This is a genomic window from Shewanella sp. Isolate8 (genome assembly GCF_022398495.1).
Classification (GTDB): Bacteria; Pseudomonadota; Gammaproteobacteria; order Enterobacterales; family Shewanellaceae; genus Shewanella; species Shewanella aquimarina.
Genome location: NZ_JAKEVI010000001.1, coordinates 451,554 through 477,179, shown reverse-complemented (window position 1 = coordinate 477,179; position 25,626 = coordinate 451,554). Strand labels below are relative to the sequence as shown.

General features: G+C 53.9%; 21 protein-coding genes. 9 read left to right on the top strand and 12 right to left on the bottom strand.

Annotated elements, in window-relative coordinates; genetic code table 11:
• Positions 1 to 273 precede the first annotated feature (273 nt).
• Complete coding sequence (locus L1D43_RS02055) at positions 274 to 3,243, top strand: ImpA family metalloprotease (RefSeq protein ID WP_239849760.1); 2,970 nt, start codon at positions 274 to 276, stop codon at positions 3,241 to 3,243.
• Between the two features lie 236 nt (positions 3,244 to 3,479).
• Positions 3,480 to 5,018 (top strand): MFS transporter, encoded by a 1,539-nt coding sequence (locus L1D43_RS02050; protein WP_041510244.1) that lies wholly within the window; start codon positions 3,480 to 3,482, stop codon positions 5,016 to 5,018.
• A 16-nt stretch (positions 5,019 to 5,034) separates the two neighbouring features.
• Here the strand turns inward: L1D43_RS02050 and L1D43_RS02045 are convergent, their stop codons facing one another.
• The 5 genes from L1D43_RS02045 to L1D43_RS02025 form a co-directional block, all read right to left on the bottom strand.
• Positions 5,035 to 7,083: an EAL domain-containing protein gene (locus tag L1D43_RS02045; RefSeq protein WP_239849759.1), complete on the bottom strand. Its 2,049-nt coding sequence runs from the start codon at positions 7,081 to 7,083 to the stop codon at positions 5,035 to 5,037.
• Positions 7,084 to 7,280: 197 nt separating this feature from the next.
• Complete coding sequence (locus L1D43_RS02040) at positions 7,281 to 9,521, bottom strand: OmcA/MtrC family decaheme c-type cytochrome (protein WP_239849758.1); 2,241 nt, start codon at positions 9,519 to 9,521, stop codon at positions 7,281 to 7,283.
• 189 nt (positions 9,522 to 9,710) lie between these two features.
• Positions 9,711 to 10,625, bottom strand: coding sequence for a LysR family transcriptional regulator (locus L1D43_RS02035; protein ID WP_239851012.1), 915 nt, complete (start codon positions 10,623 to 10,625; stop codon positions 9,711 to 9,713).
• A 204-nt stretch (positions 10,626 to 10,829) separates the two neighbouring features.
• Positions 10,830 to 11,540 carry a pseudouridine synthase gene (locus tag L1D43_RS02030; protein ID WP_239849757.1) on the bottom strand — a complete coding sequence of 237 codons (711 nt, stop codon included), beginning with the start codon at positions 11,538 to 11,540 and terminating at the stop codon, positions 10,830 to 10,832.
• Positions 11,530 to 12,201, bottom strand: coding sequence for a metalloregulator ArsR/SmtB family transcription factor (locus L1D43_RS02025; RefSeq protein WP_239849756.1), 672 nt, complete (start codon positions 12,199 to 12,201; stop codon positions 11,530 to 11,532). The genes L1D43_RS02030 and L1D43_RS02025 overlap by 11 nt, the downstream gene beginning before the upstream one ends.
• A gap of 140 nt (positions 12,202 to 12,341) precedes the next feature.
• Here L1D43_RS02025 and L1D43_RS02020 point away from each other — a divergent pair, with 140 nt between their 5' ends.
• The gene (locus L1D43_RS02020) at positions 12,342 to 12,947 is read left to right on the top strand and encodes an NAD(P)H-dependent oxidoreductase (protein WP_239849755.1); all 606 of its coding nucleotides are present in this window, start codon (positions 12,342 to 12,344) and stop codon (positions 12,945 to 12,947) included.
• 112 nt (positions 12,948 to 13,059) lie between these two features.
• Positions 13,060 to 13,482, top strand: coding sequence for a VOC family protein (locus L1D43_RS02015; RefSeq protein WP_239849754.1), 423 nt, complete (start codon positions 13,060 to 13,062; stop codon positions 13,480 to 13,482).
• Between the two features lie 62 nt (positions 13,483 to 13,544).
• Here L1D43_RS02015 and L1D43_RS02010 read toward each other — a convergent pair whose 3' ends face one another.
• From L1D43_RS02010 to L1D43_RS02000, 3 genes are all read right to left on the bottom strand, one after another.
• The gene (locus L1D43_RS02010; RefSeq protein WP_239849753.1) at positions 13,545 to 13,793 is read right to left on the bottom strand and encodes a hypothetical protein; all 249 of its coding nucleotides are present in this window, start codon (positions 13,791 to 13,793) and stop codon (positions 13,545 to 13,547) included.
• Positions 13,794 to 13,801: 8 nt separating this feature from the next.
• Positions 13,802 to 14,131 carry a hypothetical protein gene (locus tag L1D43_RS02005; RefSeq protein ID WP_239849752.1) on the bottom strand — a complete coding sequence of 110 codons (330 nt, stop codon included), beginning with the start codon at positions 14,129 to 14,131 and terminating at the stop codon, positions 13,802 to 13,804.
• 164 nt (positions 14,132 to 14,295) lie between these two features.
• Positions 14,296 to 14,613, bottom strand: coding sequence for a DUF1971 domain-containing protein (locus tag L1D43_RS02000; protein WP_041510236.1), 318 nt, complete (start codon positions 14,611 to 14,613; stop codon positions 14,296 to 14,298).
• A gap of 151 nt (positions 14,614 to 14,764) precedes the next feature.
• Between L1D43_RS02000 and L1D43_RS01995 the strand changes: the two genes are divergently transcribed.
• From L1D43_RS01995 to L1D43_RS01975, 5 genes are all read left to right on the top strand, one after another.
• Entirely contained in the window at positions 14,765 to 15,250 is a 486-nt protein-coding gene (locus L1D43_RS01995; RefSeq protein WP_239849751.1) for a YcxB family protein, read from the top strand.
• A 156-nt stretch (positions 15,251 to 15,406) separates the two neighbouring features.
• Positions 15,407 to 16,081, top strand: coding sequence for an OmpA family protein (locus tag L1D43_RS01990; RefSeq protein WP_239849750.1), 675 nt, complete (start codon positions 15,407 to 15,409; stop codon positions 16,079 to 16,081).
• A 149-nt stretch (positions 16,082 to 16,230) separates the two neighbouring features.
• On the top strand, positions 16,231 to 18,978 hold the full coding sequence (locus L1D43_RS01985) for an ATP-binding protein (RefSeq protein WP_239849749.1): 2,748 nt from the start codon (positions 16,231 to 16,233) through the stop codon (positions 18,976 to 18,978).
• Positions 18,968 to 19,306, top strand: a complete 339-nt coding sequence (locus tag L1D43_RS01980; RefSeq protein ID WP_041510233.1) for an Hpt domain-containing protein — start codon at positions 18,968 to 18,970, stop codon at positions 19,304 to 19,306. Before L1D43_RS01985 ends, L1D43_RS01980 begins: the two co-directional genes overlap by 11 nt.
• Positions 19,303 to 20,487 (top strand): response regulator, encoded by a 1,185-nt coding sequence (locus L1D43_RS01975; RefSeq protein WP_239849748.1) that lies wholly within the window; start codon positions 19,303 to 19,305, stop codon positions 20,485 to 20,487. Before L1D43_RS01980 ends, L1D43_RS01975 begins: the two co-directional genes overlap by 4 nt.
• Here L1D43_RS01975 and L1D43_RS01970 read toward each other — a convergent pair.
• The 4 genes from L1D43_RS01970 to L1D43_RS01955 all read right to left on the bottom strand — a co-directional run bounded on the left by L1D43_RS01970 (position 20,484) and on the right by L1D43_RS01955 (position 25,586).
• Positions 20,484 to 21,050, bottom strand: a complete 567-nt coding sequence (locus L1D43_RS01970) for a GPR1/FUN34/YaaH family transporter (protein ID WP_041510231.1) — start codon at positions 21,048 to 21,050, stop codon at positions 20,484 to 20,486. The genes L1D43_RS01975 and L1D43_RS01970 overlap by 4 nt on opposite strands.
• Positions 21,051 to 21,639: 589 nt before the next feature.
• Positions 21,640 to 22,161 carry a GNAT family N-acetyltransferase gene (locus L1D43_RS01965; protein ID WP_239849747.1) on the bottom strand — a complete coding sequence of 174 codons (522 nt, stop codon included), beginning with the start codon at positions 22,159 to 22,161 and terminating at the stop codon, positions 21,640 to 21,642.
• 66 nt (positions 22,162 to 22,227) lie between these two features.
• Positions 22,228 to 23,316 (bottom strand): ACP S-malonyltransferase, encoded by a 1,089-nt coding sequence (locus tag L1D43_RS01960; RefSeq protein WP_239849746.1) that lies wholly within the window; start codon positions 23,314 to 23,316, stop codon positions 22,228 to 22,230.
• On the bottom strand, positions 23,313 to 25,586 hold the full coding sequence (locus L1D43_RS01955) for an alpha-ketoacid dehydrogenase subunit alpha/beta (RefSeq protein WP_239849745.1): 2,274 nt from the start codon (positions 25,584 to 25,586) through the stop codon (positions 23,313 to 23,315). The genes L1D43_RS01960 and L1D43_RS01955 overlap by 4 nt, the downstream gene beginning before the upstream one ends.
• Positions 25,587 to 25,626 lie beyond the last annotated feature (40 nt).

Sequence of the window (25,626 nt, the reverse complement as noted above, 5' to 3'; positions counted from 1 at the left end):
AATTAGCCAATCTTTTTAACCGATCTTCACATTAACGCCTCGCCCAAGAACTCAGAAATAGCTGGATATCGGCATTAGCGAACTGCCACGGTTCGAGATGTTACTTGTCGGTCGATTCCAGGCGTTAAATCGCTTGGTCATCTCACCGTCAAAAAGTTGCAGGTGTCAAAATACCGTCTTAATCATTGTTTTTATTGAATAATTTTTTATTTTCATTTGCATTCGGCGACGATTGCTATCAGAATGTCGCAAAATGGAAATGAGGTGTTAACAATGAAACCATGGATACTCCCCGCCTGTATCGCCCTAGGGCTCACGGCCTGCGGCGGTTCAGAGGATAGCAATACGGATACGGGTAACGGCGGCACCGTAACGCCCCCCTTGGCCCAGGCCCCGAGTGTCGAACTCGGTCCGGATCAGCAAACCTGGAATCATGAAACCCTCTCCCTCAAGGCAAGCGTTACCCTGTTTAATCCGGGTGATGCCAGCTACCAGTGGCAACAGACCAGTGGGCCAAGCATCAAACTCAGCGGCCTAAGCAGTGATACCCTCACCCTGGATGCCAGTGAACTGCTGCAGGATGAAGAGGTCGTCCTCTCCCTCAAGGTCACCGACGGCGCCGGCCTGAGCAGCGAAGACAGCCTCACCCTCAAGCTGAAGGATAAGATCAGCGCCGCCAGCCTGAGCGGCGATGCCAGCCTGATTAAGGACCTGGAGCCTAAGGTGATCGCCCGTGGCCTCACGCTAATCCAAGACTATCGCAGCGCGCAGAAGAGCTTCTTAAACACCATCTATCAGGCAGACAGAGTCAGCTACGACTCGGGTCAACACTCACAGATGATCCAGATGCCCCTGGCCAGTAAGGGTTTTCCACTCAACCAGAGTTTCGAGCTGGTGCGAGGCAACCAGGGCCGCCTGTTTGCCGCGGCGAGTGACCTGCAGGGCCAGCGCAATGCCGCCTTCGGCACCGACATCATCGCCAGCATGCAGAGCGGCAATAACCTGGCCTTCGAGCCTAGCATGATGCGCCTGCTAGCCTGGCTGACGGGTGAAGCACAAGAAAACCTGGCGGCGACCAAGCAGGTCCGCCTCTTCCTTATCAGCGACTGGAGCAAGAGTCGGGTCACCGACTGGCTCACCAGCCACTACCCCAACTGGCAGGTGAGTCGCTGTGATGTCGCCAGCGAATTGGCGAGCTGCCTGGATGAGGCCGAGCTGGTGATCGCCGGCTCCATCGAGGCCTTCGATGACGCCGAGGTCGCGGAAAGGTTAGCGACGCTTAAGCAAACCAAGACCCCACTGCTCTATCTTCACAGCCATAGCTGGAACAGCGTGCCGCTCACTCAAACCGTGCTGGGGACCATGGGATTTGCCATGCAGGGCCCAGGCGGTCCGGGCAATTACTTCAGCCCGGATAAGGCGGATTGGAGCGACTATCTCGCCATGCAGGCGGCTAACCCGGCGCTGAGCCAGGAGGCGCTCTGGCTGGAACTGCTGCAAAGCGAAAGCCCAAGCTTTAATCTGGCCAAGTGTAGCGATACCTGTGATCCCGTCTTTAGCGAGGAATACCGCAGCGCCCTGGCGCATATTCGCAGCAGCATTAACCGCCTGGACACAGAGAAGACGGCCATCTTCGACAGCGCCGAGTATCAGCTATATAAGTATCTGATTCTGCTTGGCGATAGCTATCGCAGCGAGATCCAATATCCCATGGATGTCAGCAGCACGGCGCCGATGAGCTACCTCAAGGCGCTCTTCGCCGACAGCAGCGTGTACAACACCCGGTCCATCAACCCTGTGCCTGTCGATCTCGGCAATTTCAGCCGCACCGATTTTTCCCATGTCACCCCGGTAGACAAGACGGTATCACTCAGCAGCAAGGCGCCGTTTCGCGCCGCGGGCGTCTACGCCCTGCCGGGACAGACCTTTAGCGTGAAACGCACCGACAACAGCGCGGTGGAGACCAAGGTGTTTATCAATACCCAGCGCTCTGGCTCGACTCACGAGTATGCCAGCCAGGGCTATAACCGCCCCAAGTACCTGCAGTCGCCGGCCATATCCATTAAACCAGGGGAGACCCTCAGCCTCACCTCCCCCTATGGTGGCCCGGTGCAGATAAGATTTAGCGCCAACGATCAGCCGGTGGAGTTCGCCTTTAGTAAGGTTGGCCTGCACCCCTTCTGGCGCAGCGACAAGGATGACCAAAGCTTTACCCAGGCACTCGCCAAGGGAGATTATGACTGGGCAGAGCTGGCGACCGAACACTTTGAGGTGCACTCCAGGCTCACCAAGATGCGAGAGACCATGAGCCACGAGCCCAGATGGGACACGCCGCAGAAGATGAGCCAGGCCATTAGCCAGTATGTACACAACTACCCGCACCTGCTGGCAGGCTTTAAGGGGCCGGGGATCGACAGCGTCGATGAGATCACCAACTTTGCCGCCAGTAAGGGCTGGCAGCTGGATCAACTCGACATGGTCAAACATATGAACGCCGACCAACCCACCTGTGGGTCGGGCTGCTCGGGCAACCCTTACGATGCCTCCTGGTCATTTAGCCCCACAGGCCACGGCGACATCCATGAACTGGGCCATGGCCTGGAGCGGGGACGCCTGAGATTCGACGGCCACGAGGGACACGCCTCCACCAATCCTTACTCCTATTACACTAAGTCGCGCGCCTACATAGAGACGGGCAAGCTTCCTCAGTGTCAGGGCCTGTCGATTCAGGATGAATTTGAGGTATTACAGGCCAGCCAGCGCCAGGCCGATCCCTTTGCCTATGTGCAGGCCGCCAACCTGACCAGCTGGTCGAGCGGCATGGCCACCATGTTACAGACCATGGTGGCCGCCCAGAAACAGGGGGCGCTGCAAAACGGCTGGCATCTTCTGGCCAGGCTGCACATCTTACTGCGCGAATTCGAGCGCGCCCAGGCCGACGAGGCCAGCTGGCTGGCCAAGCGCGACCAACTGGGCTTTGGCCGCTTCGATTTAGCCTCGGCCAAGGCGATGAGCAACAACGATTTTCTGATGATCGCCATGAGCTTCTCCACAGGGCTCGACTATCGCGACTTCTACCAGATGTGGGGACTGGCAACCTCAGATGCCGCCAAGGCACAGGTCGCCAGTTTCGCCTACCCCGCCGTGCCTAAGGCGATTTATGTCTATGCCCCTGGGGATTACTGTTTTGGTTTAGATCTGCAATCGGTTGCCGTCGACGGCGAGCAGGCCTGGCCACTATAACCCTGAAAAAAACATTGTTGTCACACCCTTTTTGGCGGGCCGGAGTGCTCGCTTTTTTTTACCTGCTGATCACACCAGTGCCACCCAATGTGAATGGTTTTGGTCTTTAGGGTCATTTTTAGGTAAAGTGTGCTGTCAAATGACGAGCTATCACCCCTATAGCGAGCGCTTGTCACTAACCAAGACGAGATGTTGCCAATAAGCAGCACAACAAAAAGATAAAATTAAGGAAGGGTATGAGCGACGCCAATGATGCTTACGCAGAAAATGATCTGCGTGAAGTTAAGCAGCTGGGAATGTGGGCCTCCATTGCTAGCCTAAGTTATATTTTCTGGATCGTCGGCGGCATGGAGCTGGTCGAACGTATCGCCTACTACGGCGTGAAAGCCAGTGCCGGCCTCTACGCCAAGGCGCCTGTATCACAGGGCGGCCTGGGGATCAGCCTGCACGACTATGGCATTATCATCTCCGTCTGGGCCTTGATGCAGACCTTTATCCCTGTATTTACCGGCGGCATCTCAGACCGTGTCGGCTACAAGGAGACCATCTTCGCCTCGACGATCATCAAGATCTCCGGTTACCTGATAATGGCCTTCTTCCCCAACTTCTGGGGTTTCCTCTTCGGCGCCATCCTGCTGGCGGGCGGCACGGGTATCTTCAAACCTGGGATCCAGGGTACGCTGGTGCTCTCCACCGGCCGTCAAAATACCTCTATGGCCTGGGGGATCTTCTATCAGGTGGTCAACATAGGTGGCTTCCTCGGTCCACTGGTCGCCGTGCATATGCGTCAGCTCTCCTGGGACAACGTCTTCTACGCCTGCGCCGCCATCATCTCGCTCAACTTCCTCTTCCTGCTGGCCTACAAGGAGCCGGGCAAGGAGGAACGTATCGAACGTAACCGTAAGATCAAGAGCGGCGAGCTCACCCAGGAAGCCCTGTGGAAAGATGCCCTGCATGAGCTGAAGAAGCCTGTGGTGATCTACTACATGCTGGTGTTCGCCGGCTTCTGGTTCCTGTTTAACTCATTGTTCGATGTCTTGCCGATCCATATCGCCGAGTGGGTCGATACCAGCGTGATCGTCACCAGCCTGTTCGGCCCGGAAGGCACCTCCAACGGCATATTGCAGTTCTGGCTCGGCCTGGATAATTCGGGCACTAAGGTGATGCCAGAGGGGATGCTAAACCTCAACGCCGGCATGATCATGACCAGCTGCTTCCTGGTGGCGGCGCTGACCGCCAAATACCGCATCACCACCGCCATGCTGGCTGGCTGTCTGCTGAGTATCATCGCCTTCGTCCTCATCGGCGCCACCAACGCCGCCTGGATGATAGTGTTGGCGATTGCCATGTTCTCCTTCGGCGAGATGATGATCAGCCCCAAGAAGAATGAGTTTATGGGTAACATCGCCCCTAAGGGCAAGAAGGCCATGTACCTGGGCTTCGTGATGCTGCCTCAAGGGATAGGCTGGGGACTGGAAGGCTACTTTGGTCCTAAGCTATATGAGATGTTTGCCTCGAAAGAGATCTTCTCGCGCGAGCTATTGCTTGAGCGCGGTATGAGCGCCAGCGATATCGCCGCCATTCCCCAAGGGGAAGCCTTTACTACCCTGGTAAGCTTCACCGGCGAGTCGGCGCAGTCGCTAACCACCCTGCTCTATAACAGCCACAACATAGGCATGGCCTGGTATATCATCGCGGCCATAGGCACCATCTCTGCCGTGGGGATCTTCATCTACGGCAAGTGGTTGCTGACCCTGCAACGGGCACGCGCCTAATCGTGACAGAGGGAGCCTATGGCTCCCTTTTCATTTCCGCCTCGCCAGCCTCTTGGCTAGCGCGCCCTTGTAACAGGGCATACTGTCTGGCCTCATCGGCAGGCAATGCCTTGGCATATAGCCAGCCCTGTACCGTCGAAACACCTGCCGAGGCAACGAAGGCCTCCTCCTCAGGGGTTTCTACCCCTTCGGCCACCAGATTAAAACCTAGGCTGCGACACAGCATGCAGGTATGGCGATAAAGCACCTGCCCCTTACGATGCTTGATGTTCTCCAGGATAGATCTGTCTAGCTTGACCCCCTCTATGGTGATCTTACTCAGCAGGCTAATACTGGAAAACCCGGTGCCGAAATCATCGAGCACGAAGGAGAAACCAAACTGGCGAAGGTGAGCCATGCTCGCCTCGACGGCGTTAAGGTCTGCCACAAACATAGACTCGAGCACCTCGATATCGACTCTGTCGGCGATATCCCCCAAATGTTCGATCAACATAGACTGAATATCCTGGCTCAGGACGCTGTTGGGATTGAGGTTAATGCTGACCCTGGGCCGGAAACCTTGTCGAGCCCAGGCCTGCATATCGTCTCGTACACGTTTAATCACGAAGGTATCGATGAGATTGAAGTAACCCGCCTGATCGAAGGCAGGAATGAAATAGGGGCCTTCCAGCTGACCACGCTCATTTCTCAACCTCAGCAGCGCCTCAAAACCCACCACCTGTCGGTCACTTAGGCGCACCTTAGGTTGATAGTGAAGTAGTAACTCGCCATTGAGCACCTCCTTGATGGTCTTCTCCAGGTTGAGGTTGGCCGCCAGATCCTCAGACTGCTGGCGGGCATAGTTTCGCTCGCTGATCTTGTCGATATCCTGCTGCAGCTGCACCCGTTTTATCAGATCCCGCTCGAAGCCCTTATTGCCCACCAACAGGCTGTAGCGTCTAACAAAGGGGAGATAGACAAATACCCCAAGGCAGACCAGCAAGAGTTGCACCAGGGGCAGTGCCAGGCTACCACCGGCCACGTAGCCGTTGAGAAAGATGGGGGTGATCCAGGGAAAGTCATTGCCACTGAAACTGACCCAGCCGCTGACGACCAACAAGGTGCCTATCATGGTATTTAGCAGGGGCACCAACACGAAGGGCAGTATCAGCCTGGGATTAAAGATGATCGGCAGGCCGTAGATGAGGATCTCATTGATATTAAACAGGGCGAAGGGCAAGGCGAGCTTGGCCACATTGACGGCATTCTTATCTTTCGAGGCGATAAACAGGGCGATCAATAGCGAGTGTGTAGCCCCGCTGCCACCGAGCAACACAAAGAGATCGGTAAACTGCGACAACGTCAGGTTGAGTACCACCGGCTGCAGTCCATTATCGACGCCAAGCACCAGCATATAGGCGATATCACCATGGACACCGAAACACCAAAGCAGATGGGTGGCCAACACCCTGACAAATAGCTGAAACAGGGGACTGCTCGCGGCTAAGGAGTCGATCAGCGGGCTCAGCACTAGCCCTAGGAGTTCGCCAACCCAATAGATGCCAGTGGTGACCAGAAAGAAGCATAAGATCAATGGAATAAGCAGGTTAAGGTGCAGTTTGAGGTAGCTGCTCAGGCTGCTACTCTGCAGCAGATTAAGCGCCTTAATCGCCATCAGGCGTTGCAGCAGGTAGGCAACCAGGATCGGCGTGATGATGGCCCTGGCATCGCCAAACAGAAAATCGAAGCCATGGCTGAGATCGATAGCCTCACTCCCATGAATATGCAGGGCAATTTGACTGCCGATGGAGAGGGACGCCACCACGACCGCCGACACATGGAGATACTTGGCAAAATGAAATGATAGCGAGAGCAGCGCCAACAGGGGAAAGAAGCTGAACAACAGGCGGCTAAACTGACTCAGCCAGCCATAGGCCTCACTGCCGTGCCAACTGGGTTGCCACACATCGACCAGGGCAACAATCAGCGCCAGCAAGGAGTTAACGAAGATAAAGGGCAGGAGGGCAATAAAAGACTCTTTTATCGCAATGAGAAACAGGCTGGATGAGGTGTCTTTAACCGCCAACTTATGGTCCCAATATTTGCAGATTGAATCTATTTAACTTAGACCAAGATACTGAAAACGGACAATGAACTGCGGGAGTCTGGGCAAACTCCGCCCATAAAAAAGGGGAACCTGGTCAGGTTCCCCAAAATTACTGCTTTCTCAGTGGGCATTTAGCAGGGGTATGCCCACTTAGCGAGAGTTATTATTGTTGGCGTCTAGTGACCACCACCGGCGTGAACTTTATCAACACCGTATGTCTTGCCTTCGGCGTGACAGGTTGCACAAGACTCGACAGGTAGGTCTGCAGTTGTATCAGGATTACCGTTCACGGTCGCACCATTGCTCTCGAAGTGAGCGAGTGCAGAGGCGCTGATGTGACATGAGCGGCAAGTTTCGGCTACAGGTGAGATGAACTCAGTTGCAGAAACTTGAACTGAACGCTTACCAGAAGTCAAACCACCATCGGCTGCGAAGAAGGTCGCACCATCTTTGTGACAAGCTTCACAGTCAGTCGCTAGCGCTGGGTAACCTACAGTTTCCAGGTTCTTATCTAGATAGATACCACCACCGTAAGTACCAGAGTGGAAACGGTGAGCCGCAGTCATCAGATCTTTGTGCGCGAAGGTTACACCTTCTATTGGCGCAGTGATTGGAGCACCGCTTTCGTCAACTTCACCAGTTTGATACTTGGCTTGTGGGTAGTAAGTACCAGGATTTTTATCGTTGTGACAATCCATACACTGAGTAAACTCGGCCACACCATGGTGTCCTTCCTTAGGATAAGTCAGGCTACCGTGACAGCTGTTACACTTAGCTTCGCTCACAGTGACACGAGCAGGGTCGCTCATGCGGGCTTGCATTGGTGCAACCGCAGGGTCATCCAGGTTGAAGTACTTAATAGGTGAGCTTACGGCCACTTTCGAAGGTCGATCTTCGTCAGCACACTTAATAACCTCACCACTAGCCGCACAAACCAACATATCAGCGGTTACGTAGATAGAACCTGTCAGACGTGCAGAGTCGAAGCTCTTAGTCGTGGTCAGGATACCGCCTGTAATTGCCACACCTTTAACCGACATACCTAATCCAGTAATCGGAGCTCCTTTACTATCAACATTACCAATTAACAACTTGCCAGCCATAGTAATATATGGATCTAACATAGTACCATCGACAGGTGCTGCACCGTTGATAGTGACCTTAGTCTTCACTGTCAATGCGCTAGTACCATCGCCATTGTCAGTCACAGTCACACCTTGGAATTCAAATACAAGCTGTTCCTGTTCAATCGCTCTGTTACCTACCTTATGCACTATTTCTGGGCTCAGGTTACCTATGTGACAGTTCATACATTGTGAATCGTCAGCCTGTGGCAACTGGAAGTCAGAGTGACCTTCACCAGTTTCGAAATTAACCGTTACGTGACAACCTACACAGGCCTCACGATAAACGTTCTCTTTCCACTGATTGCCATTGTCGTGACAGGTCTTACACTCGTTGAGCTCAGCTGGGAAGTGAACGCCAGCAAACTCTTCTAATGCTTCACCTTTCAGCACACCCCACTCTGCAAGATGACCACCCGCGTGAATGGTATGGATCATAGCGTTGAAGTTAGGGTTAAAGCCTTTTTCAGGATCATTTTGATCGGCGGCATAAGCAGGGTTATGACACGCGATACAGTTTTCCACTTTCTGATAGTTGTGGTGAGCACCGATATTAGCAATACGCTTATCGTCATCACCATAGCCCATCAACTCGCTGTGACACTGAATACATGCGGCGCTTGATACCGAATCTTTGGCCGATACGGCCATCTCACCCGTTGCAGGAATGAAATCGAGCGGAGTAGAGAGTAATTTATCGGAAATCGATTCACCGTTGGCATCGGTCACGTTGTAGGTACGCACCATGACGCGGAACATGCTGTTAGGATCACCAGCCGCGGCCACTACAGGGGCATTACCGTCATGCTCCCAAGTACCTATGTATGTACCTGGATTTTCAGGATCTTCCACCAGAGTACAGGCATTAACTTCGGCGCCGCCACGGGCAGTTGCCTTACCGGTAGGTGTACAGTACATGCTAGAGCCAAACTCGTTTGCGATCGCATTGTTTGACCAGAGCATAGGTGCGCCACTGTCAGTAGCGTTAGCGACCTGGTTGGTAACATAGAGGGCAACCTTGTCCAGGCCAGTGAACGGAACATCATCTCCTTTACTATTTTTACCTGTCGCGGTGAACTTAATAGAGAAGTCATCAGCTCCTACTACTACGATATCGGCAGGTTGTAGAGTCAGTTTGAAGTCTGCGGCTGTGGCTACAGCATCAACAGTCGATCCCGCGGGTGCACCAGGTGTACCAGGAGTACCAGGAACGCCAGGTTCACCTGGCGCGCCATCTTTACCATCATCACCATCACCACACGCACTCACACCAATGGCACAAAAGAGTGCCATGGCTAATAAGGTAATTTTATTTTTTTTCATCGCCATATCCCTTTGTAGGTATTTTCTGCTATTGCAGTACCTCAAATATAAGGGAGTAACGACAAAATGTTAGATAATTGAGTCCAAGTTGTGACTGCAATTTAAAGATTCATTAACAGAAATTTCAAAATCTGAAAGTGTAAATTTCAATTTGTGGAATTAACATTTAACCAGTAGCTGTTTGATAAGCTGGATAATTAATTCTCTCTGCTCCATCGAGTAACGGCGATACTCGGCAGGATTCTCCAGCAGCAGGTATTGGGGCGACATGCTTTCACCATGAAGCCGAGCCACCTCCTCGTCAGACAGGCGTACCACACGGATCCCGGGCAAGGCACCGCAGATCTCGGCCTCGGAACAAGGCAGGAAAGCCACCGAGTTCATGGTCAACAGATGGCTATACCATTCATCTCGCGAACTGACTCTCTCTATACAATCTATGTCGGCACCGTTTTGGCGAGCGAACACCTCTAGTGGGTCGATCTTGTCGTTAAACCCCTTACCATCCAGGCAGAGAAAGGGGTGACGACAGATAGTCTCTAGGGTCAAAGGCTCACTCTGAGTCCAGATGGCATGCTCCTCATTAGCCGCCAGACAGACACTACTCAGACAGCCTAAGGTCTCGACCGATAATGAATGCTCGTTGCAGGCATCGAAAGTCACCCCCATATCCAGCTCACCGTTATGGATCTGATCGGCTGAGTCATCCCCCCAGATCACAAACTGAAGTTGACTAAAGGCGGTCTTGGCGTCGCTACGGGCAAAAGCCAGGGAGAGGCTGGCCATGATACTCGAGGTGACAGCGATTCTCAGGCGATCGCTGGCCAACTCACTACTCTTTTCGCTGATAGACTGTTCTATTTTTAAGACGGCTTCACAGAACTGACACACGGGCTCGTAGAGAAACTCCGCCATAGGGGTGGGCTTGAGCCCGAGTTGGCGACGATAGAAGAGCTCATCGTCGAAGGTGGCACGTAACATATTCAAACAACGGCTAATTTTAGGTGCAGATACGTTAAGCTGCTTTGCCGCTATGTTGGCATGTCCAGTTTGAAAAATGACTTTAAACACCATCAAACAAAACACATCGAGTTCGCTGATTTTCTTAAGTGTTTGATTGCTCATCGATACTATTGTTTATGTGAGTAATCTAATATTTATAACACAAGAAATATAGAAAACGATATAGCCATTAGTCACACAATGATACTTGGCTTGTCGAAGTCAGAAATTAGTGCTAGACGGGGGAAAGCAAGGAAACATGCCGGCATAAGCCTTCTAACCGGAAATGCCCGCCACCTCGGATGGCGTTAGCGGGCGATATTGGCCAACGGGCAGGGTCTCATCCAGAGTCAGCTCACCCACTGAGAGCCTGTGCAGTGCCATCACCTGATTACGAAAACGGCCAAACATCCGCTTAATTTGATGGTAACGTCCCTCATGCAAGGTAACGCGTGCCAGATGAGCGTCGAGGATCTCCAGCTGTGCCGGCTGAGTGGTGATGTTCTCATAGGCAAAATAGAATCCCTCGGCGAAGGCTTTCACATAAGCCTGGGTGAGTGGTGCCTTCAGGGTAACCAGGTACTGCTTGGCCACCTTATGCTCGGGTGACATGATGCGTTTCGACCAGCGACTGTCATTCGTCAGTAACAGCAATCCCGAGGTGTTGAGATCCAGCCGCCCTACGATATGCAGCCCCTTGTCCTGATAGTCAGGCAAGAGATCCATCACCGTCTTGTGCTCGCTATCCTTGGTCGCGCTCACCACCCCCACAGGCTTGTGCAGCATCAGATAGATGGCCTCCTCCTGCCTGAGCGACTGACCGTCAAGCATCACATGGGAGAACTGATCTATCTGACAGTCGGCGTCTCGCACCACCTGACCGTCGACGCTCACCCTGCCCTTGGCCAAAATCAGCCTCACCTGTTTGCGCGGGATCTGACACTGCTGACTGATAAACCTGTCCAACCTGGCTCGCTTAGCGGACATTGTCATCCGCCATAGCTTGCTCGGCCTTTTCTACTTCAGAGAGAGGCACCAGCTTATAGGCGCAGCGTCTGGCCCCCTCTATGATATGCTCCTCTCGGCTAACCTTAGCCAGTCCGGTAAACAGCTCCTGGAAGAGTTGTAACTCGGAGCGGCAAAAATTGGCGCAACGAGTCGCAGCCGCGCAGATGGGGCAGTGATTTTCCAGCAGCCAATAGACACCATCTTGCGCCTCGACGGAGGCGACATAGCCCTCCTGTGTTCTGAGCCTTGCCAGCGCCGCGAGCTTGTCCGCCAGGCCGGCGGCTCGCGACAGCGCCTCTTGGTACAGGCGCCGACTCGCCTGCTCTCTGTGCTCGATCAACTGATCCAGCCCTTGGTCGCCAAAGATCACCCGCACCGAGTCGATCAGCTGACTGGTGAGTTCATCGTGACGATCGGGGAACAGCTTATAGCTCTTCTCGGTAAGTCCCCAGTATCGGGTAGGGCGACCGCGACTGGCCTTTCTATCTTCGATACTCAAGATCCCCTCATCCTCCAGGGCCTGCAGATGCTGTCTGACCCCCATGGTGGTCAGCGCAAATTGCTCGGCCAATACCTTGGCGGTACTAGGCCCCTGGGTCTTGATATAGTCGATGATCTTTTCGCTGGTCTTCTTACTCACCCGCCGTCTCCTCTGAACTCACATGCGCCCATTATTACCTATTCAGAGATTAAGTAAACTTTTTTATTTACTTTAGTCTTTACAAAATTAAATAAAGCAACTAGTGTATAAAACATTAAATAAATAAAAAGGTTTACATAATGAAACTTCTTATCGTCAGTGCCAGCCAACGTCCAGGTTCTCAGAGCGCCAGAGTCGCCGGATATCTTAGCGAACATGCCAGTCAATTCAGTGAGATACAGCATGTCGAATTGTGTCGCTACGATCTGCCCTTCTGGGACGGCGACAGAAATGGGGCCGCACTCCAGGCGAGCGACTGGCACAAGCTCGACCCTCTGGTAAAGCAGGCCGATGCATTGGTGCTGATCACCCCTGAATGGGGCGGCATGGCCTCGCCAATGCTGAAAAACTTCCTACTGCTTTGCGACAACCAGGCTACGGCCCACAAGCCCGCCCTACTGGTCGCGGTCACCAGCGGGATCAGCGGCGCCTACCCTATCGCCGAGTTAAAGATGAATGCCCTGAAGAACAACAAGCTGGTACCTATCCCTGATCATCTGATCATTCGTAATGTCGAGCAGGTGTTAGGCGACGGTGAAATCGATGCCAGAGAACAGGGACTGAGAGAGCGTATCGATTACAGCCTGCATATGCTCGGTCAATACGCCGACGCCCTAGGCGCCATACGCCGGCGTCACAGGGAACAAGCCTACCCCAAACAGCAAGAGTATCAGTACGGCATGTAGCAGGCCGCGAGCGCTAAAGCCAGCGCGCTAAATCCAGAGCGCTAAATCCAGAGCGCTAAAGCAGCACAAATTTAATGGAATACCACCAAGCTAACAGAGAAGGAATTTAATCATGATCCAGCTAGAACATATCAATCTCGTGGTCACAGACTTAGACGCCAGTCTCAACTTCTACCGCGCCGCCTTCCCTCACTGGTCGGTGCGTGGCGGCGGTAAGGGCAGCTGGTATGGCAAGCCACGCAACTGGGTTCACTTCGGTGACGACTATCAGTATCTGGCCTTCAACGATGACGGTGAAGGGGAAAACCGCGATCTCAAGGGCCATCGGGTCGGCCTAGCGCACTTCGCCTTCACCACCCAAGATCTCGAAGGCGTGATAGCCAGGCTGAGTCGAGCGGGTTTCGAGGTCGACAAGGTGGGACAGGACGATCCCTTCCGTCGCAACGTCTATTTTATCGATCCCGACGGCTATGAGGTGGAGTTTGTGCAATATTTAACTGACCTGCCAGCGCAACGCAATCGCTACGACGCCTGATCACAGCCTCGAACTTTAAGTCAACTGGGTATGATAGGCCGCAATATTTTGCAGCGAAAGGCCTATCCCCAGTAAACGACTAGGGTGAACAGCAGAAGATAGAAGAAAAAGCCTGCCAGGTAGACGGCATAAAAATCGTTTTTCGCTAGGCGTTTCTCCCGATGGAACAGCGCCGGCCAATACAAGGGCTTCTGTACCCGGCCAAGGGTCAGCAGCGCGATCACCACGGCCCCGGTAGTATAGAGAACAAATGAGAGGCATATCTCCCAGACAAACCAGATAAAGAGCTCGGTAAGACTCGCAGCTAACATAATGCCTCCTAGTATTGCGCCGCCATCTTGAGAAGAAACAGCGCAAACCCGGCCCCTGCGAGCAGAAAGATGATCACCATGATAGTGAGCGTCTTGGAGCGCATCATGGACTGCAGCAGGGCAAATCCGGTATCCATCTCAAAATAGTCTTGCATGAAAGAGGAGCCGGTCTGTGGCGCAGTAGCTATATTAGGCTCGGTTGCGGCAGCCTTATCTGGCGCTGCCATCGATGCCTTATCTGTCGTTGCCATCGATGCCTGATGTTTCAAGGCCTGAGGTGTCGGGGCCTGAGGTTTCAAGGCCTGATGTTTCAAGAAATTGTTTGGGGAGGTTTTCATCGGCTTTCCTTAGCGAGAAATATCGTTGGACTCTATTACTTAACCTAGGGAAAGTCAGGTTAACTTTTATTCACTTCTCGCTTGTGAAGCGCCAATTTATCGCTATCGCAGCTCGAAAAGAGCTGCTGTTAGAAACAGTTGATAAGAGTCCTCAAAATACATGCTTAAGCCTGATCGACCGGCCCATCGGGTTTGATGAAGAAATGAATTTCGAAACGGGTATCAGGGGTAAGGGGCTTGATACTGTGCCAGTAACCGGGATGGGAAATCGCCGTTTCGTTAGCCAACAGGCGCACCTCGCGATTGACCTCTCCCTGTTTGTCTAGGTAGCCGAAAAACATCAGCTCCCCCTGGATCACATGGATCTGCTCATACACGCCGTGACGGGTAAAATGCCGCTCACGGTAGATGGCTGGCATATCCTGCTCGCTATACACAGGGGTCTTCTTACACTTCACATATCCTTTAGGCACAAATGACATTATAAAGCTCTCTTATCGCGGCCGGTTGCCGTCTATCCGAAAGCTAAACTTAGTCTAAATTTTGCCAAAGATCTAAGACAAGCTAACGGCAAGATTGCACTTCATCCATAAGGGATTACACTGTGTCCAAAATTCAGCTATCTCAATGACCATGACAGCTTCATCTGACTCTTCGTTTCACTACAGCACACACTTTATTCTGGACAAAGCCTATTATGGCGAGTGCTTCGATGCCTCTGTGACCCAAGATGCCCCCCGCACCGCATATGCTAAGACACTGGGTTTCCTGCTCGTCGGCCTGGCGCTGCTATTAACGGGGGTCAACGCCTACGCCTCCTGGTTTATCATCGCCCTCGGCGTGCTGGAGGCCTTGAGTATCAAGTTTAAGCGTCCCTGGTACCTCGCCCGCCAGATGATGAGTAAGGCCGCCGGTAACGAAGCCTGCCTCACCCTGGACGAGCAAGGAGTCAAAACAGAATCTCTCTATGTTAAACAACTCCTGCTGTGGGACGATATCGACACCATTCAGGAGACCACCACAGGTTTTCTGCTACTGTCTAGCGGCCAAAAACACTATCTCTCGAAACGCTTTCTCGATGAAGCCAGCCGCGAGTTTGTGCGCAACAAAGGAGCCTAGCAGGGCTAAATTTGACGCAGTTATATTAAAATTTGTATAGATTCCGATAAAAACGCCTCGCTTTGTTATTATGCAAGCAAAATGCGACAATAGCGCACATAACAACAAGCCCTAAGGACGGTCTCCGCCCCAGGGCAAACCAAATATGGAGTAACGATGATCAGTAATCAGAAACTCGTCGCGGCATTCTTAGCCGGCTCGACACTTTTTATTTCGGCTTGTCAAACAACCAACCCGTATACCAACGAGACCCAAAACGCCAAGGCGACTAACGGCGCCATCATAGGTGCCATTGCCGGTGCGGCGATCGGTGTAGCCTCTTCGAGCAAGAGCGACCGGGGTAAAGGTGCCCTTATCGGTGCAGCCTCAGGCGCCGCGGTCGGTGGTGGTATCGGCTACTACATGGATGTGCAGGAAGCCGAGCTGCGTAAACAGCTACAATCGACAGGCGTGAGCGTCACCCGCAACGGCGACAACATCATCTTGAACATGCCAAATGAAGTGACCTTCGGCGTCGATCAGTCGGTGCTAAGCAGCCGCGCCAAGAACGTGCTGGACAGCGTCGCCCTGGTGGCCAAGGAATATGACGAAACCATGCTGAATATCATGGGCTTCACCGACAGTTCGGGCAGCGAGTCATACAACCTGCGCCTGTCTCAGGTACGTGCCGCTGAAGTGGCCAACTACCTGATGTCTCGTGAAATCGAGAACCAGCGCATCAGCTCTATAGGCATGGGCGAATCTCGTCCGATTGCCGACAACTCGACGCAACAAGGCCGCGCACAAAACCGCCGTGTCGAAATCGTACTGAGCCCAATGCCAAAGGGCTAACCCGCTAGTATTTTAGCGTCCCTCGCTCTCTGCAGCCGAGGGACGCTCCTTCCAAAGCGTTCCCGCAAAAAAGATTCACAAATCCATTCCCCAAAATTGCTCACATAGGTCTAGACTTATTCTTAAGCAATAACAAGGATGTGGATGCCATGGCGCCTACAGGGAAAAGCATTGACCACTCACCATTTGCGCAGCTTATCTGCGATGAGCAAGGACTGATCATCGAGGCCAACGACGCCCTTTGCGCCTTGTTTAAGCTTAATGATGCGGCCATCATCGAGCACCCACTCGATCAGCTATTGACCCTTAATCAAATCGATTCAAGCACCTCACTCATTGATGCCATCACCCATGCATTAACAGAGGAACGATCCCTCGACGTACGTCTCCACCGCCAGTCTCAGACTCCTTGGTACCAACTGCTCCCCCACCGTCTAGACGACAGTCACTACCAGCTGCTGTTTGTCGCGCAGAGAGATGATCCCAATATTCAGCAGGCCTACCTCAAGCGTTTCGAGGATTTTCTCTGCTCGGCAAATATCGGCATCTGGCATTATGACTCAGCCACAGGCCAGACGCGTTTCTCCAACAGGATGAAGGAGCTGCTGCAGCTGAGCCATCACAGTCCCCTAGACTGGCAGGTGCTACAGCAGATGGTCAGGGTGAAAGACCGCCATAAGTTCGATAGCTTTCTCGCCCCTTCGCCCTCGGGCAAACATAAGACTCAATTTCGTTTTCGTATCGACTCAAAAGATGTGGAGAGGGTCTATGAGCTATTCGCCGAGCATATCTTCCTGGACAATGGCCACTTTAAGCTGCTCGGCCTCATCAAAGATCAGACAGAATCCAACGCCATGCTCGATGCCCTTAACGAGGCTAACGAGTCGAAGAAGCTGGCGCTCGAGGCCGGTAACATAGGTAACTGGCGGGCACAAATAGATGAACGGGGACGATGGATCTGGCAGTGGGATCAAAGAGCCAACGAGATGTTTTGCCTCAACTTTGAAGATATTGGCGTATTAGAGAAGTGGGCCGAGCGGATCCATCCAGAAGACTTACCCACAGTAATGACGGCCGTCGAGGACTCTCTGGCCAACGGCACCCCCTTTCATCAGGAGTATCGCGCCATTCTGCCCAACCAGGAGACCATCTACATACTCGCTAAAGGCAAGGTGAGCCAGGGACAGAACAATCAAAATAGCCGCATCGACGGCATCTGCATCGATCAGACCCCCATTTATCAGGCCCGTCTGGCGCTGCAGGAAAGCTACAAATCGTTGGAGAGCCGGGTCAAGCAGCGCACCACAGAACTGCAGCTTGCCAAGGAGCGAGCCGAAATCGCCAGCCAGGCCAAGAGTGAGTTTCTCTCGATGATCAGCCACGAGCTTCGCACGCCGATGAATGCGGTGATCGGTGCGCTGGAGCTGCTGTCGCTGGCAGATAAGTCGAGCGAAGAAAGAGATCTTATCGAAACCGCCTCGACCTCGGCCAATAACCTCATCTATATCCTTAACGACATACTAGATATCAACAAGATAGAGTCGGGCAAGATGCAACTTGAGCAGCAAGACTTCCACCTCACCGGAGTCATCGCCGATCTGATCAAGAGTTTCTCGCCGGTAGCCAGCCGCCAGGGGTTGAGGTTCGCCGTAGAGGAAGCCCTGGATCTGCCCGAATGGGTCGAAGGAGATATCGTCAAGGTGCGACAGATCCTCAGTAACCTGCTCAGCAACGCGATGAAGTTCACTCACACCACAGAGGAACAGACGGGCTGTGTCTCGCTAAACATCGCCGTGAGCGAGCAGAATGATATCGTGACCCGGGTGCGTTTCACTGTGACAGACAACGGCATAGGCATAGACAAGGCGACCCAGAAACGTCTCTTTACCCCCTTCGTACAGGCGCAGCGCTCTACCACGCGTAACTATGGCGGCACGGGACTCGGGCTGGCTATCTGCGGCAAACTCACCAACCTGATGGGCGGTAGCGTCAATCTCGAAAGCGAACTGGGTCAGGGCGCCCAATTCTGTGTCGAGCTTCCCTTCTGGCGCGCCCATCGCCATGAGCAGAATCAGACGCTTTCCCAACACACCATAGGGATAGTGAACCTGGGCCAGCCCCAGAGTAAGATGGACTGGATTAAACAGTGTTTGACCGACAAGGGTGGCAGGGTCAAATGCTACCAGGCCGAGCACCTGGGTTTCGACACCCAAAGCCTGCAGCTGGTGATTATCCTCGCCACAGGCGAGGCAGACGAGCTGAGTTTTCTGGTCAATCAGGCGGCGAGCCCCAAGGGGCATAGTAACTGGCTTGTAGCCCTGCCCCAACACCAACGCAAAGCGCTAAAACAGGCCATTCCCCAGATAGACACCCTGGATATCTATCTGTTATCCAAGGCATTACTGCTCAAGGCGGTGCAGAAACGTCTCGACACCGACCTCGCCATCGATCTCGAGGAGATGGAGTTAGAGCTCTTTGACTCCTTAACTCAGGAGCCAGAACCTCGACTCAAGGGGGATGCCGACATACTGGTCGTTGAGGATAACCCGTTAAATCAGAAGCTTATTCTTAAACAACTCGACATGCTTGGCTATCGTTGCAACCTCGCCGAAGATGGCCTCGCCGGTGTACACCTGTGGCAATCGGCGAATTACAAACTGATCCTCACCGACTGCCATATGCCCAATCTAGACGGTTATGACATGTCCAAACAGATCCGCCAGATAGAAACCAGCACCCAACGTAAGTCGGTGCCCATTGTCGCCATAACAGGCGCCGCCATGGCAACCGAACTCGACGACTGCTATCGATCGGGCATGAACGACTTTGTCAGTAAGCCCGTACAGCTGAGAGACCTGAAGAAGGTCATACAAAAATGGTATCGCCATGAAGAATAGTCCCCAGATCCTCAACCCTAAGATCATGCGCGATCTCATCGGCAATGATCCTACCCTCATCGCCCAGTTCAAACAGGACTTCGTCAACCAGGCCCGCTCCAGCCTTCGCGAACTCGCTACCCACTACAACAACCGCGAATTCAAGGGGCTCAAGCAGGGGGCGCACTTTCTCAAGACCTCTGCCAAGGCGATTGGTGCCGAAGAGGTTACCGACAAACTACAACAACTGGAGTTCGCCGCCATCGAGCAAGATATGGCTCAGTGCAAGCAGCTCATCATCCAGCTCAAGAACGCCCTGCAATCCCTGATAGAGGTGATCAACTCATGACCCGAAAACCTAGCGTCGCCAGCCGTCACCCCGAAGTGATCATGCTCTATGAAAAGGAGGAGGATATCTCAGGCGCGGCTAACATCATTGCCGAACAGGTCGACGAATACCGCACTGTGCCTGTCACCAGGCTGGTGGGCGAGCAGATAAAAGAGCATAAACCCTCGGTGATCCTCTTTGCCATGAGCACGGTGAAACTCAGCATAGAGCTCTATACCAAACTCCTGAAGAACCAGCAGATCGTCCACAGGCATTACGCCATTGTGCTGTGTAAGAACAAGGAATCTGGTTTGGCCTTTCGCAGCTGCATCAAGGGGGTGTTCGACAACTACTTCGTCTATCTCCCCCTGTATGAGAAGTTTCGCCTGAAGATGATAGTCCACAACGGACTGAGACAGAGTCAGGGGGATGACCATTACGCCGGTCTGGATGACGACCAGCTAGAGCGGATAGACACTAACCTCGCCTCGCTGATCGAACTCAGCAGTCAGTGTAAGCGTCAACTACTGGATTCAGTCGACTCCTGCAAGGCCTCCATGGAGCAGTCGACCGAGCAACTCCCCCATGGCGACGAGGGCATGGGTCACGACAAGGCACTGGTCAAATCGCTGGCGAAGCAGCATATCGAGCCCCTACTGACCCAGCTTGAGGTGGAGATCAAAGATGGTCTGGATCTCATCCTGGCGCAGCTCACCAGTCGCCACAGCGAGATCAAAGATATCAAGCAGAAGGTACAGGCTAAACAGAAAAGCAGGCTCCCCAGTCAGGCCCTGGTTTCCTCCCTGTTTGATGAGCATGACGCCAAGCCGCCCAAGAAGAAGATCTTAGTGGTGGAAGACAATCAGATATACCGCGAGATGATCGTCAAGGTGCTGGAGCAGGATGAATATGACACAGAGCAGGCCTGCGACGGCCTGACCGCCCTCAAGATGATCGAGGGGAACGATTACGCGTTGATCCTCATGGATCTCTATATGCCTCACCTAGATGGCATCAACACCACCAAGCAACTCAAGGTCCATAACGACGGTAAGGACATTCCCGTGGTGGCGCTGACCAGCAACAACAACCGTGAGCTGATCAAGCGCTGGGCTCAGGTGGGACTGAAGGGATACATTCTTAAGCCCTCCAATCGCACCGAGATCCTACAGGCGGTCAAGACCGCCATCGAATATGGCTAAGCTTTAGCCTCACCGATAGGCAGGATCACCCGGCCATATTCCTGATTAAGCACCTGGGCCATAGCAAAGTAGATGGCGCTGGCGCCGCAGAATATCCCTTCGAATCCGGCGATCAATCCAATCGACTCGCTACCGGTAAAGTCGCGGGCCGCCAGCAGGAAAAACAGCAGGGTCAAGGAGCCAAATACCACTTGCTTGGCGCGTGGATAACGCAAAGAACCGACAAACATGAAGGCGGTAAACACACCCCAAAGGCTTAGATACCAGCCCATGAAATGACTCGGACTGGCGGCGGCAAGTCCAAGCTTAGGCAGCATAATGAGTCCCACTAAGGTCAACCAGAACAGGCCATATGAGGTAAATGCCGTGGTGCCGAAGGTGTCTCCCCGTTTAAAGCACATCATGCCCACCAGCACCTGGCCCAGACCGCCGTAGAAGATCCCCATCGCCAAGATCATGGCATCGATGTCAAAAAAACCCGCATTGTGTATGTTCAACAGCACAGTCGTCATACCAAACCCCATCAGACCCAGAGGCGCAGGATTGGCCAATTTTGTCGACATTTAATTCCCCTCGTTATCGCTCGCAGTAAATGCGCCACCATGGCGCGGTCAAAATCGCGGCGGATTCTAGAGAAGTCTTAAGGACACTACAATGCCTGCCCGAGTGGGTGATGCGTCATAACAAAAACAGATACAAAACAATAAGATAAGAGTCACAGTCTAATAGTGACATTAACGAGGAGCCAAAATATCCAATAAATTCATTGAGATAAATATCGCCCCACAGATAAAGCAATCAAGATCACGTTAACTCACTTTTTTGATAGGAGTGTCACAAAGCTTGTTTCAGGTCATCTCAGGCGAGCGCTCCTACAACAAGTAAAACCCGGGTAGACAGGACAAGCCTCACATTTTACGGCTTTACGTGATCTACCTATCAAAAAAATCAGCAGAAGATCTTAGTTAACCATCTGCTGATCTAGATCAGTTTTACGTCTCAGATAGCGCCTGTGCCTGGGCGCTTAGAGAGCATTCATAGCTTATGCGTAAAGCCAATGTTTAAAGCTAATGCTAGAAGCTATGACTCAAGCCCTGGCCTTAAAGACAGGCATCAAAGACAGGACTCAAAGACGGAGCTCTAAATCAGGGCTTAGCTGCACCTCGCCATCAGGAAGGCGTTCACATAGCCGCCGTCCCGAAAGGCATAATCTTTGGCCTCGCCTTCTATCACAAAGCCATGGGACTTATAGAGCGCAACCGCGGCCTCGTTATCGGTATAGACCTCGAGTTCGATACGACGCACCGCCAGCCAGTTGGTCGCCAGATCTATCATGGCGGCCAGCAAGGCACTGCCGATCCCCTGCCCACGCGCCGACTCACACACCGCCATGCCAAAGTTGGCCACATGCTTGCGCCTGGCATTGCTGTAGACCTCCATGCCAAGCTGCCCCACTATCTGCCCATCACGCACGGCCACCAAGCTGTAACAGTTCTCCGGCAGATCCTTTAGCCGTTTCTGCCAGAAGGCCAGCGACGGATAGGGACGCTGCAGTGTACCGGCATAACAGCTAGGCTGACCGTACAAGGCGAAAATCCCCTCTATGTCGCCATCTGTGCTGTGACGAATAGTGATCTCCGGGGCTTGGGGGGAGTTGAACTGCTGCTCGGCCATAAACGTCCTATATTTCCTTATAAAAGAAGGCAATATGCCATAGGTACAACAGGCATAGCAACGCCCTTATTCTCCCGTGGCAATGGGTCGCTGCGCAGGGTTGCCCATGGCGATCAGCTTAGGCGCCAACTTCTGCGCCTCGCTGAAATCCTGCTTGCTCTGCCAGTCAAACCATTGGTTGGCGATCAGCGTCTGCGCTACGGGCCCGCCTAAGGTGTTACCCGGCCCCAGCACTATCACGCAATCTGGGGCAAACTCCTTGACCCCCACGGCCATCGCCTGACTAAAGTCATAGGGCGCCACCACCTGATGATCTAAGGTGTAGCTGTGCAGTCGTGCCATATCAGTGGAGAAAGGACTCCACACCTGCCCCCGGCCATCGACCATGGGCAATCTGGGGCGATGAAACAGCGACTCCGGCAGGGCCTTCTGCCCTCGGCGGGCGATCTCTTGCAGCAGTGGCGAGTGAAAGGCGCCATGGTTATACAGTCGCATAGGGTAACGCTCTTCAAGCCTTGGCAGTCGGGCCTCAGCCTGAGTCAGCCCCGCCTCGTTACCCGCCAGCACCCTATATCCCCCCAGATGAATAGAGGTATAGAGCTCACAGCCGGCCTGCTCATTCACCTCGGCGATCACCCTGTCCAGCAGTGCTGTCTTGGTCTTGTCCCGGCGCCAGTTATCGTCCATCTCTGGATAGATCATCTGTCCGCCAATCAGGCCATCACTCATCATGCTGCCCATGGTGTTGATCACCTCAATCGCGCCGCGCTCATCCAGGGCGCCGGCCAGCGCCAGGGCGATATACCAGCCCATGGAGTTACCCGTGACCGCCACGATATCGAAGCGCTCACGGTCGATATCCATAAAGTCGGCCATGGCGCAGGCATAGATTAAGGCCGAGGCATTTTCCCCCGGGGTGTGCAGCTTAAAGGAGTATTTACCCTGAGCATCGAGCTCGGCGACGGGCTTCTGCCCCAAATCACGCCGATAGGCATCGATCGCCTCGATAAAGGCAAGCTTGTCGCTATGGTACCTGGCGAGATAACCGAGCTCCTCCTTGTTGTAGCAGCCTCTTCCCGGCGCGACCACCAGCGCTCTTAGCTTGCCTGTCGCCGCCGTTTCGCCTGTCTTCATCATCTTAGCTTCCTGTGTCATAAGGCTTGTCTCACTCCTGTGCGCTGGATGGTTTCACTCCCCTCGTCGTCCTTTGCCTGCTCACCAATCAGGGCCAGGGCGGCCTCGACTATCTGCGAGCGCCCAGGCAGCGGCAGGGTCGCCGCCTCCGCCAGTGGAATAAAGCAATCCTCGGCGGTCAGCCTGGCCATCTGCGGCGCAAGATCCCCCAAACGCTCATGCACACAGGTGACTATCGCCTCGCTTACCGAGCCACTGCGGCGGCATTCATCGACGATCAACAGGTGTTCACACTCGCTGACCGCAGCGATGATCGCCTCCTCGTTAAGCGGGATGAGGTAGCGCAGATCGATAACCCGGCAATCTATCCCCTGCTCGGCCAACTCACGCTCGGCCTGACGGCTGAGGTAATAGCCGTTGCCATAGCTGAGGATAGCCAGGGTCTTGCCCTTACCGTAGACACCCAGCTCACCGTAGGGCAGCGCCTTGGCCTGCTCCTGAGGACAATAGGCATGACTCCAGAGGCCGTCGCCCTCCTGGTGCAGATCCCGCGTCATGTAGAGGGCGATCGGCTCAAGGAAGATCACCAGTCGCTGCTCCTGCTCGGCCAGCCGCACGCATTCACGTAGCATGCCCATGGCATCGGCGCCGTTGGAGGGACAGGCCAGGATGAGGCCAGGTATATCGCGAAACACTGCCAGAGAGTTGTCGTTATGGAAGTGGCCGCCGAAGCCCTTCTGATAACCCAGACCGGCGATGCGGATCACCATGGGATTAGTAAATTGGCCGTTAGAGAAGAACGGCAGGGTCGCCGCCTCGCCGCGGATCTGATCCTCGGCGTTGTGCACATAGGCGAGGAACTGGATCTCGGGAATCGGGAGCAGGCCGTTGTGGGCCATGCCGATGGCCAGCCCCAATATGGAGGTCTCATCGAGCAGGGTATTGATCACCCTGTTAGGCCCGAAGCGCTCCACCAGGCGCGAGGTGACATGATACACCCCGCCCTTCTTGCCCACATCCTCGCCGCAGACCACTATGTTCTGCTGACGTGCCATCAACTCTGTGAGGGTCATATTGATCAGCTTGCCCATGTGCAGCGGTTTACCCAGGGAGTTCTTGTCTGCGCTGAATAGCCGCGCAAAGGCTTCTTTGGACAGATCTTGGTGTGACTGAACCTGGTCATTTACAGGCGGGACCACCGCCGCCATCGCCGTCTTGGCACTGGTCAGTTTTGGCCGCTCGACCGCGACCTTGGCAATGGCCGCGATGCGCGATTTGAGGCTTTGGTACTGCTCGACGATTTCATCCGGGCTCATCAGCTTGGCCTCGATGATCTGCTTGGCCGTGAGCAGCAGTGGATCCTGCGCCTCGTTGTCTAAAATCTTCTGTTTGTTCAGATAGGCAATCTCGGCGTCGCTGCCGGCATGGCCCATCAGGCGAACCGTTCTGACATGTAAGAAGACGGGACGGCGCTTGACTCTGGCATACTCAGCCGCCTGGCGACTGACCCGGTAGCAGTCCAGTAGATCCCGACCGTCACAATAGAAATACTTGATGCCGGCGCGATCTTTAAAGTTGGCTGCGATCCAGCCGCTTGGGGTGGCGGTGGAGATGCCGATACCATTGTCTTCGCAGACAAACAGCAGCGGCAGTGGCACCTGCTGATAGGCGGCCCAGCCCGCGGCATTGATCGCCGTCTGGGCGCTGGCGTGGTTCGCCGAGGCATCACCAAAGTTGCAGAACACCAGGCTGTCCTCGGGCAGGGCACTGTCGATATCCAGCCTCTGAGTCAGGGGAATACTCAGGGCTGCCCCCACCGCCTTAGGCAGGTGAGAGGCGATGGTGGAGGTCTGCGGCGGTATCATCAAGCGCTTACTGCCAAGTACCTTATGGCGTCCGCCCGAGATGGGATCTTCGCTGGAGGCGGCGAAGGAGAGCAGCATGTCCCACAGAGACGTCTCGCCGGGCACCTGGCGCGCCCTCTCTATCATGAAGGCCGCGCTGCGATAGTGCAGAAACGCCATATCGGTCGGGCGCAGGGCCGCGGCGCAGGCGGCGTTGCCTTCGTGGCCCGAGCTGCCTATGGTATAGAAGCCCTGATTACGGGCTCGCATCTTACGGGACTCGAGATCCAGCAGCCGGCTCTTCATCTGAGACTCAAACATGCCAACAAAATCGGCATCGCTGAGCCCCAGGCGAGTGTGGCACCAGCCCTGCTCTATCTCCAGGAAATCTTGCTGAGATACACGTTCGACAAATTGCCTGTCGAGGGCAATAGCTCTATCTTCCAAGTTGATCTACCTCAATTGGGCGCAACAAGGCCTATACCAC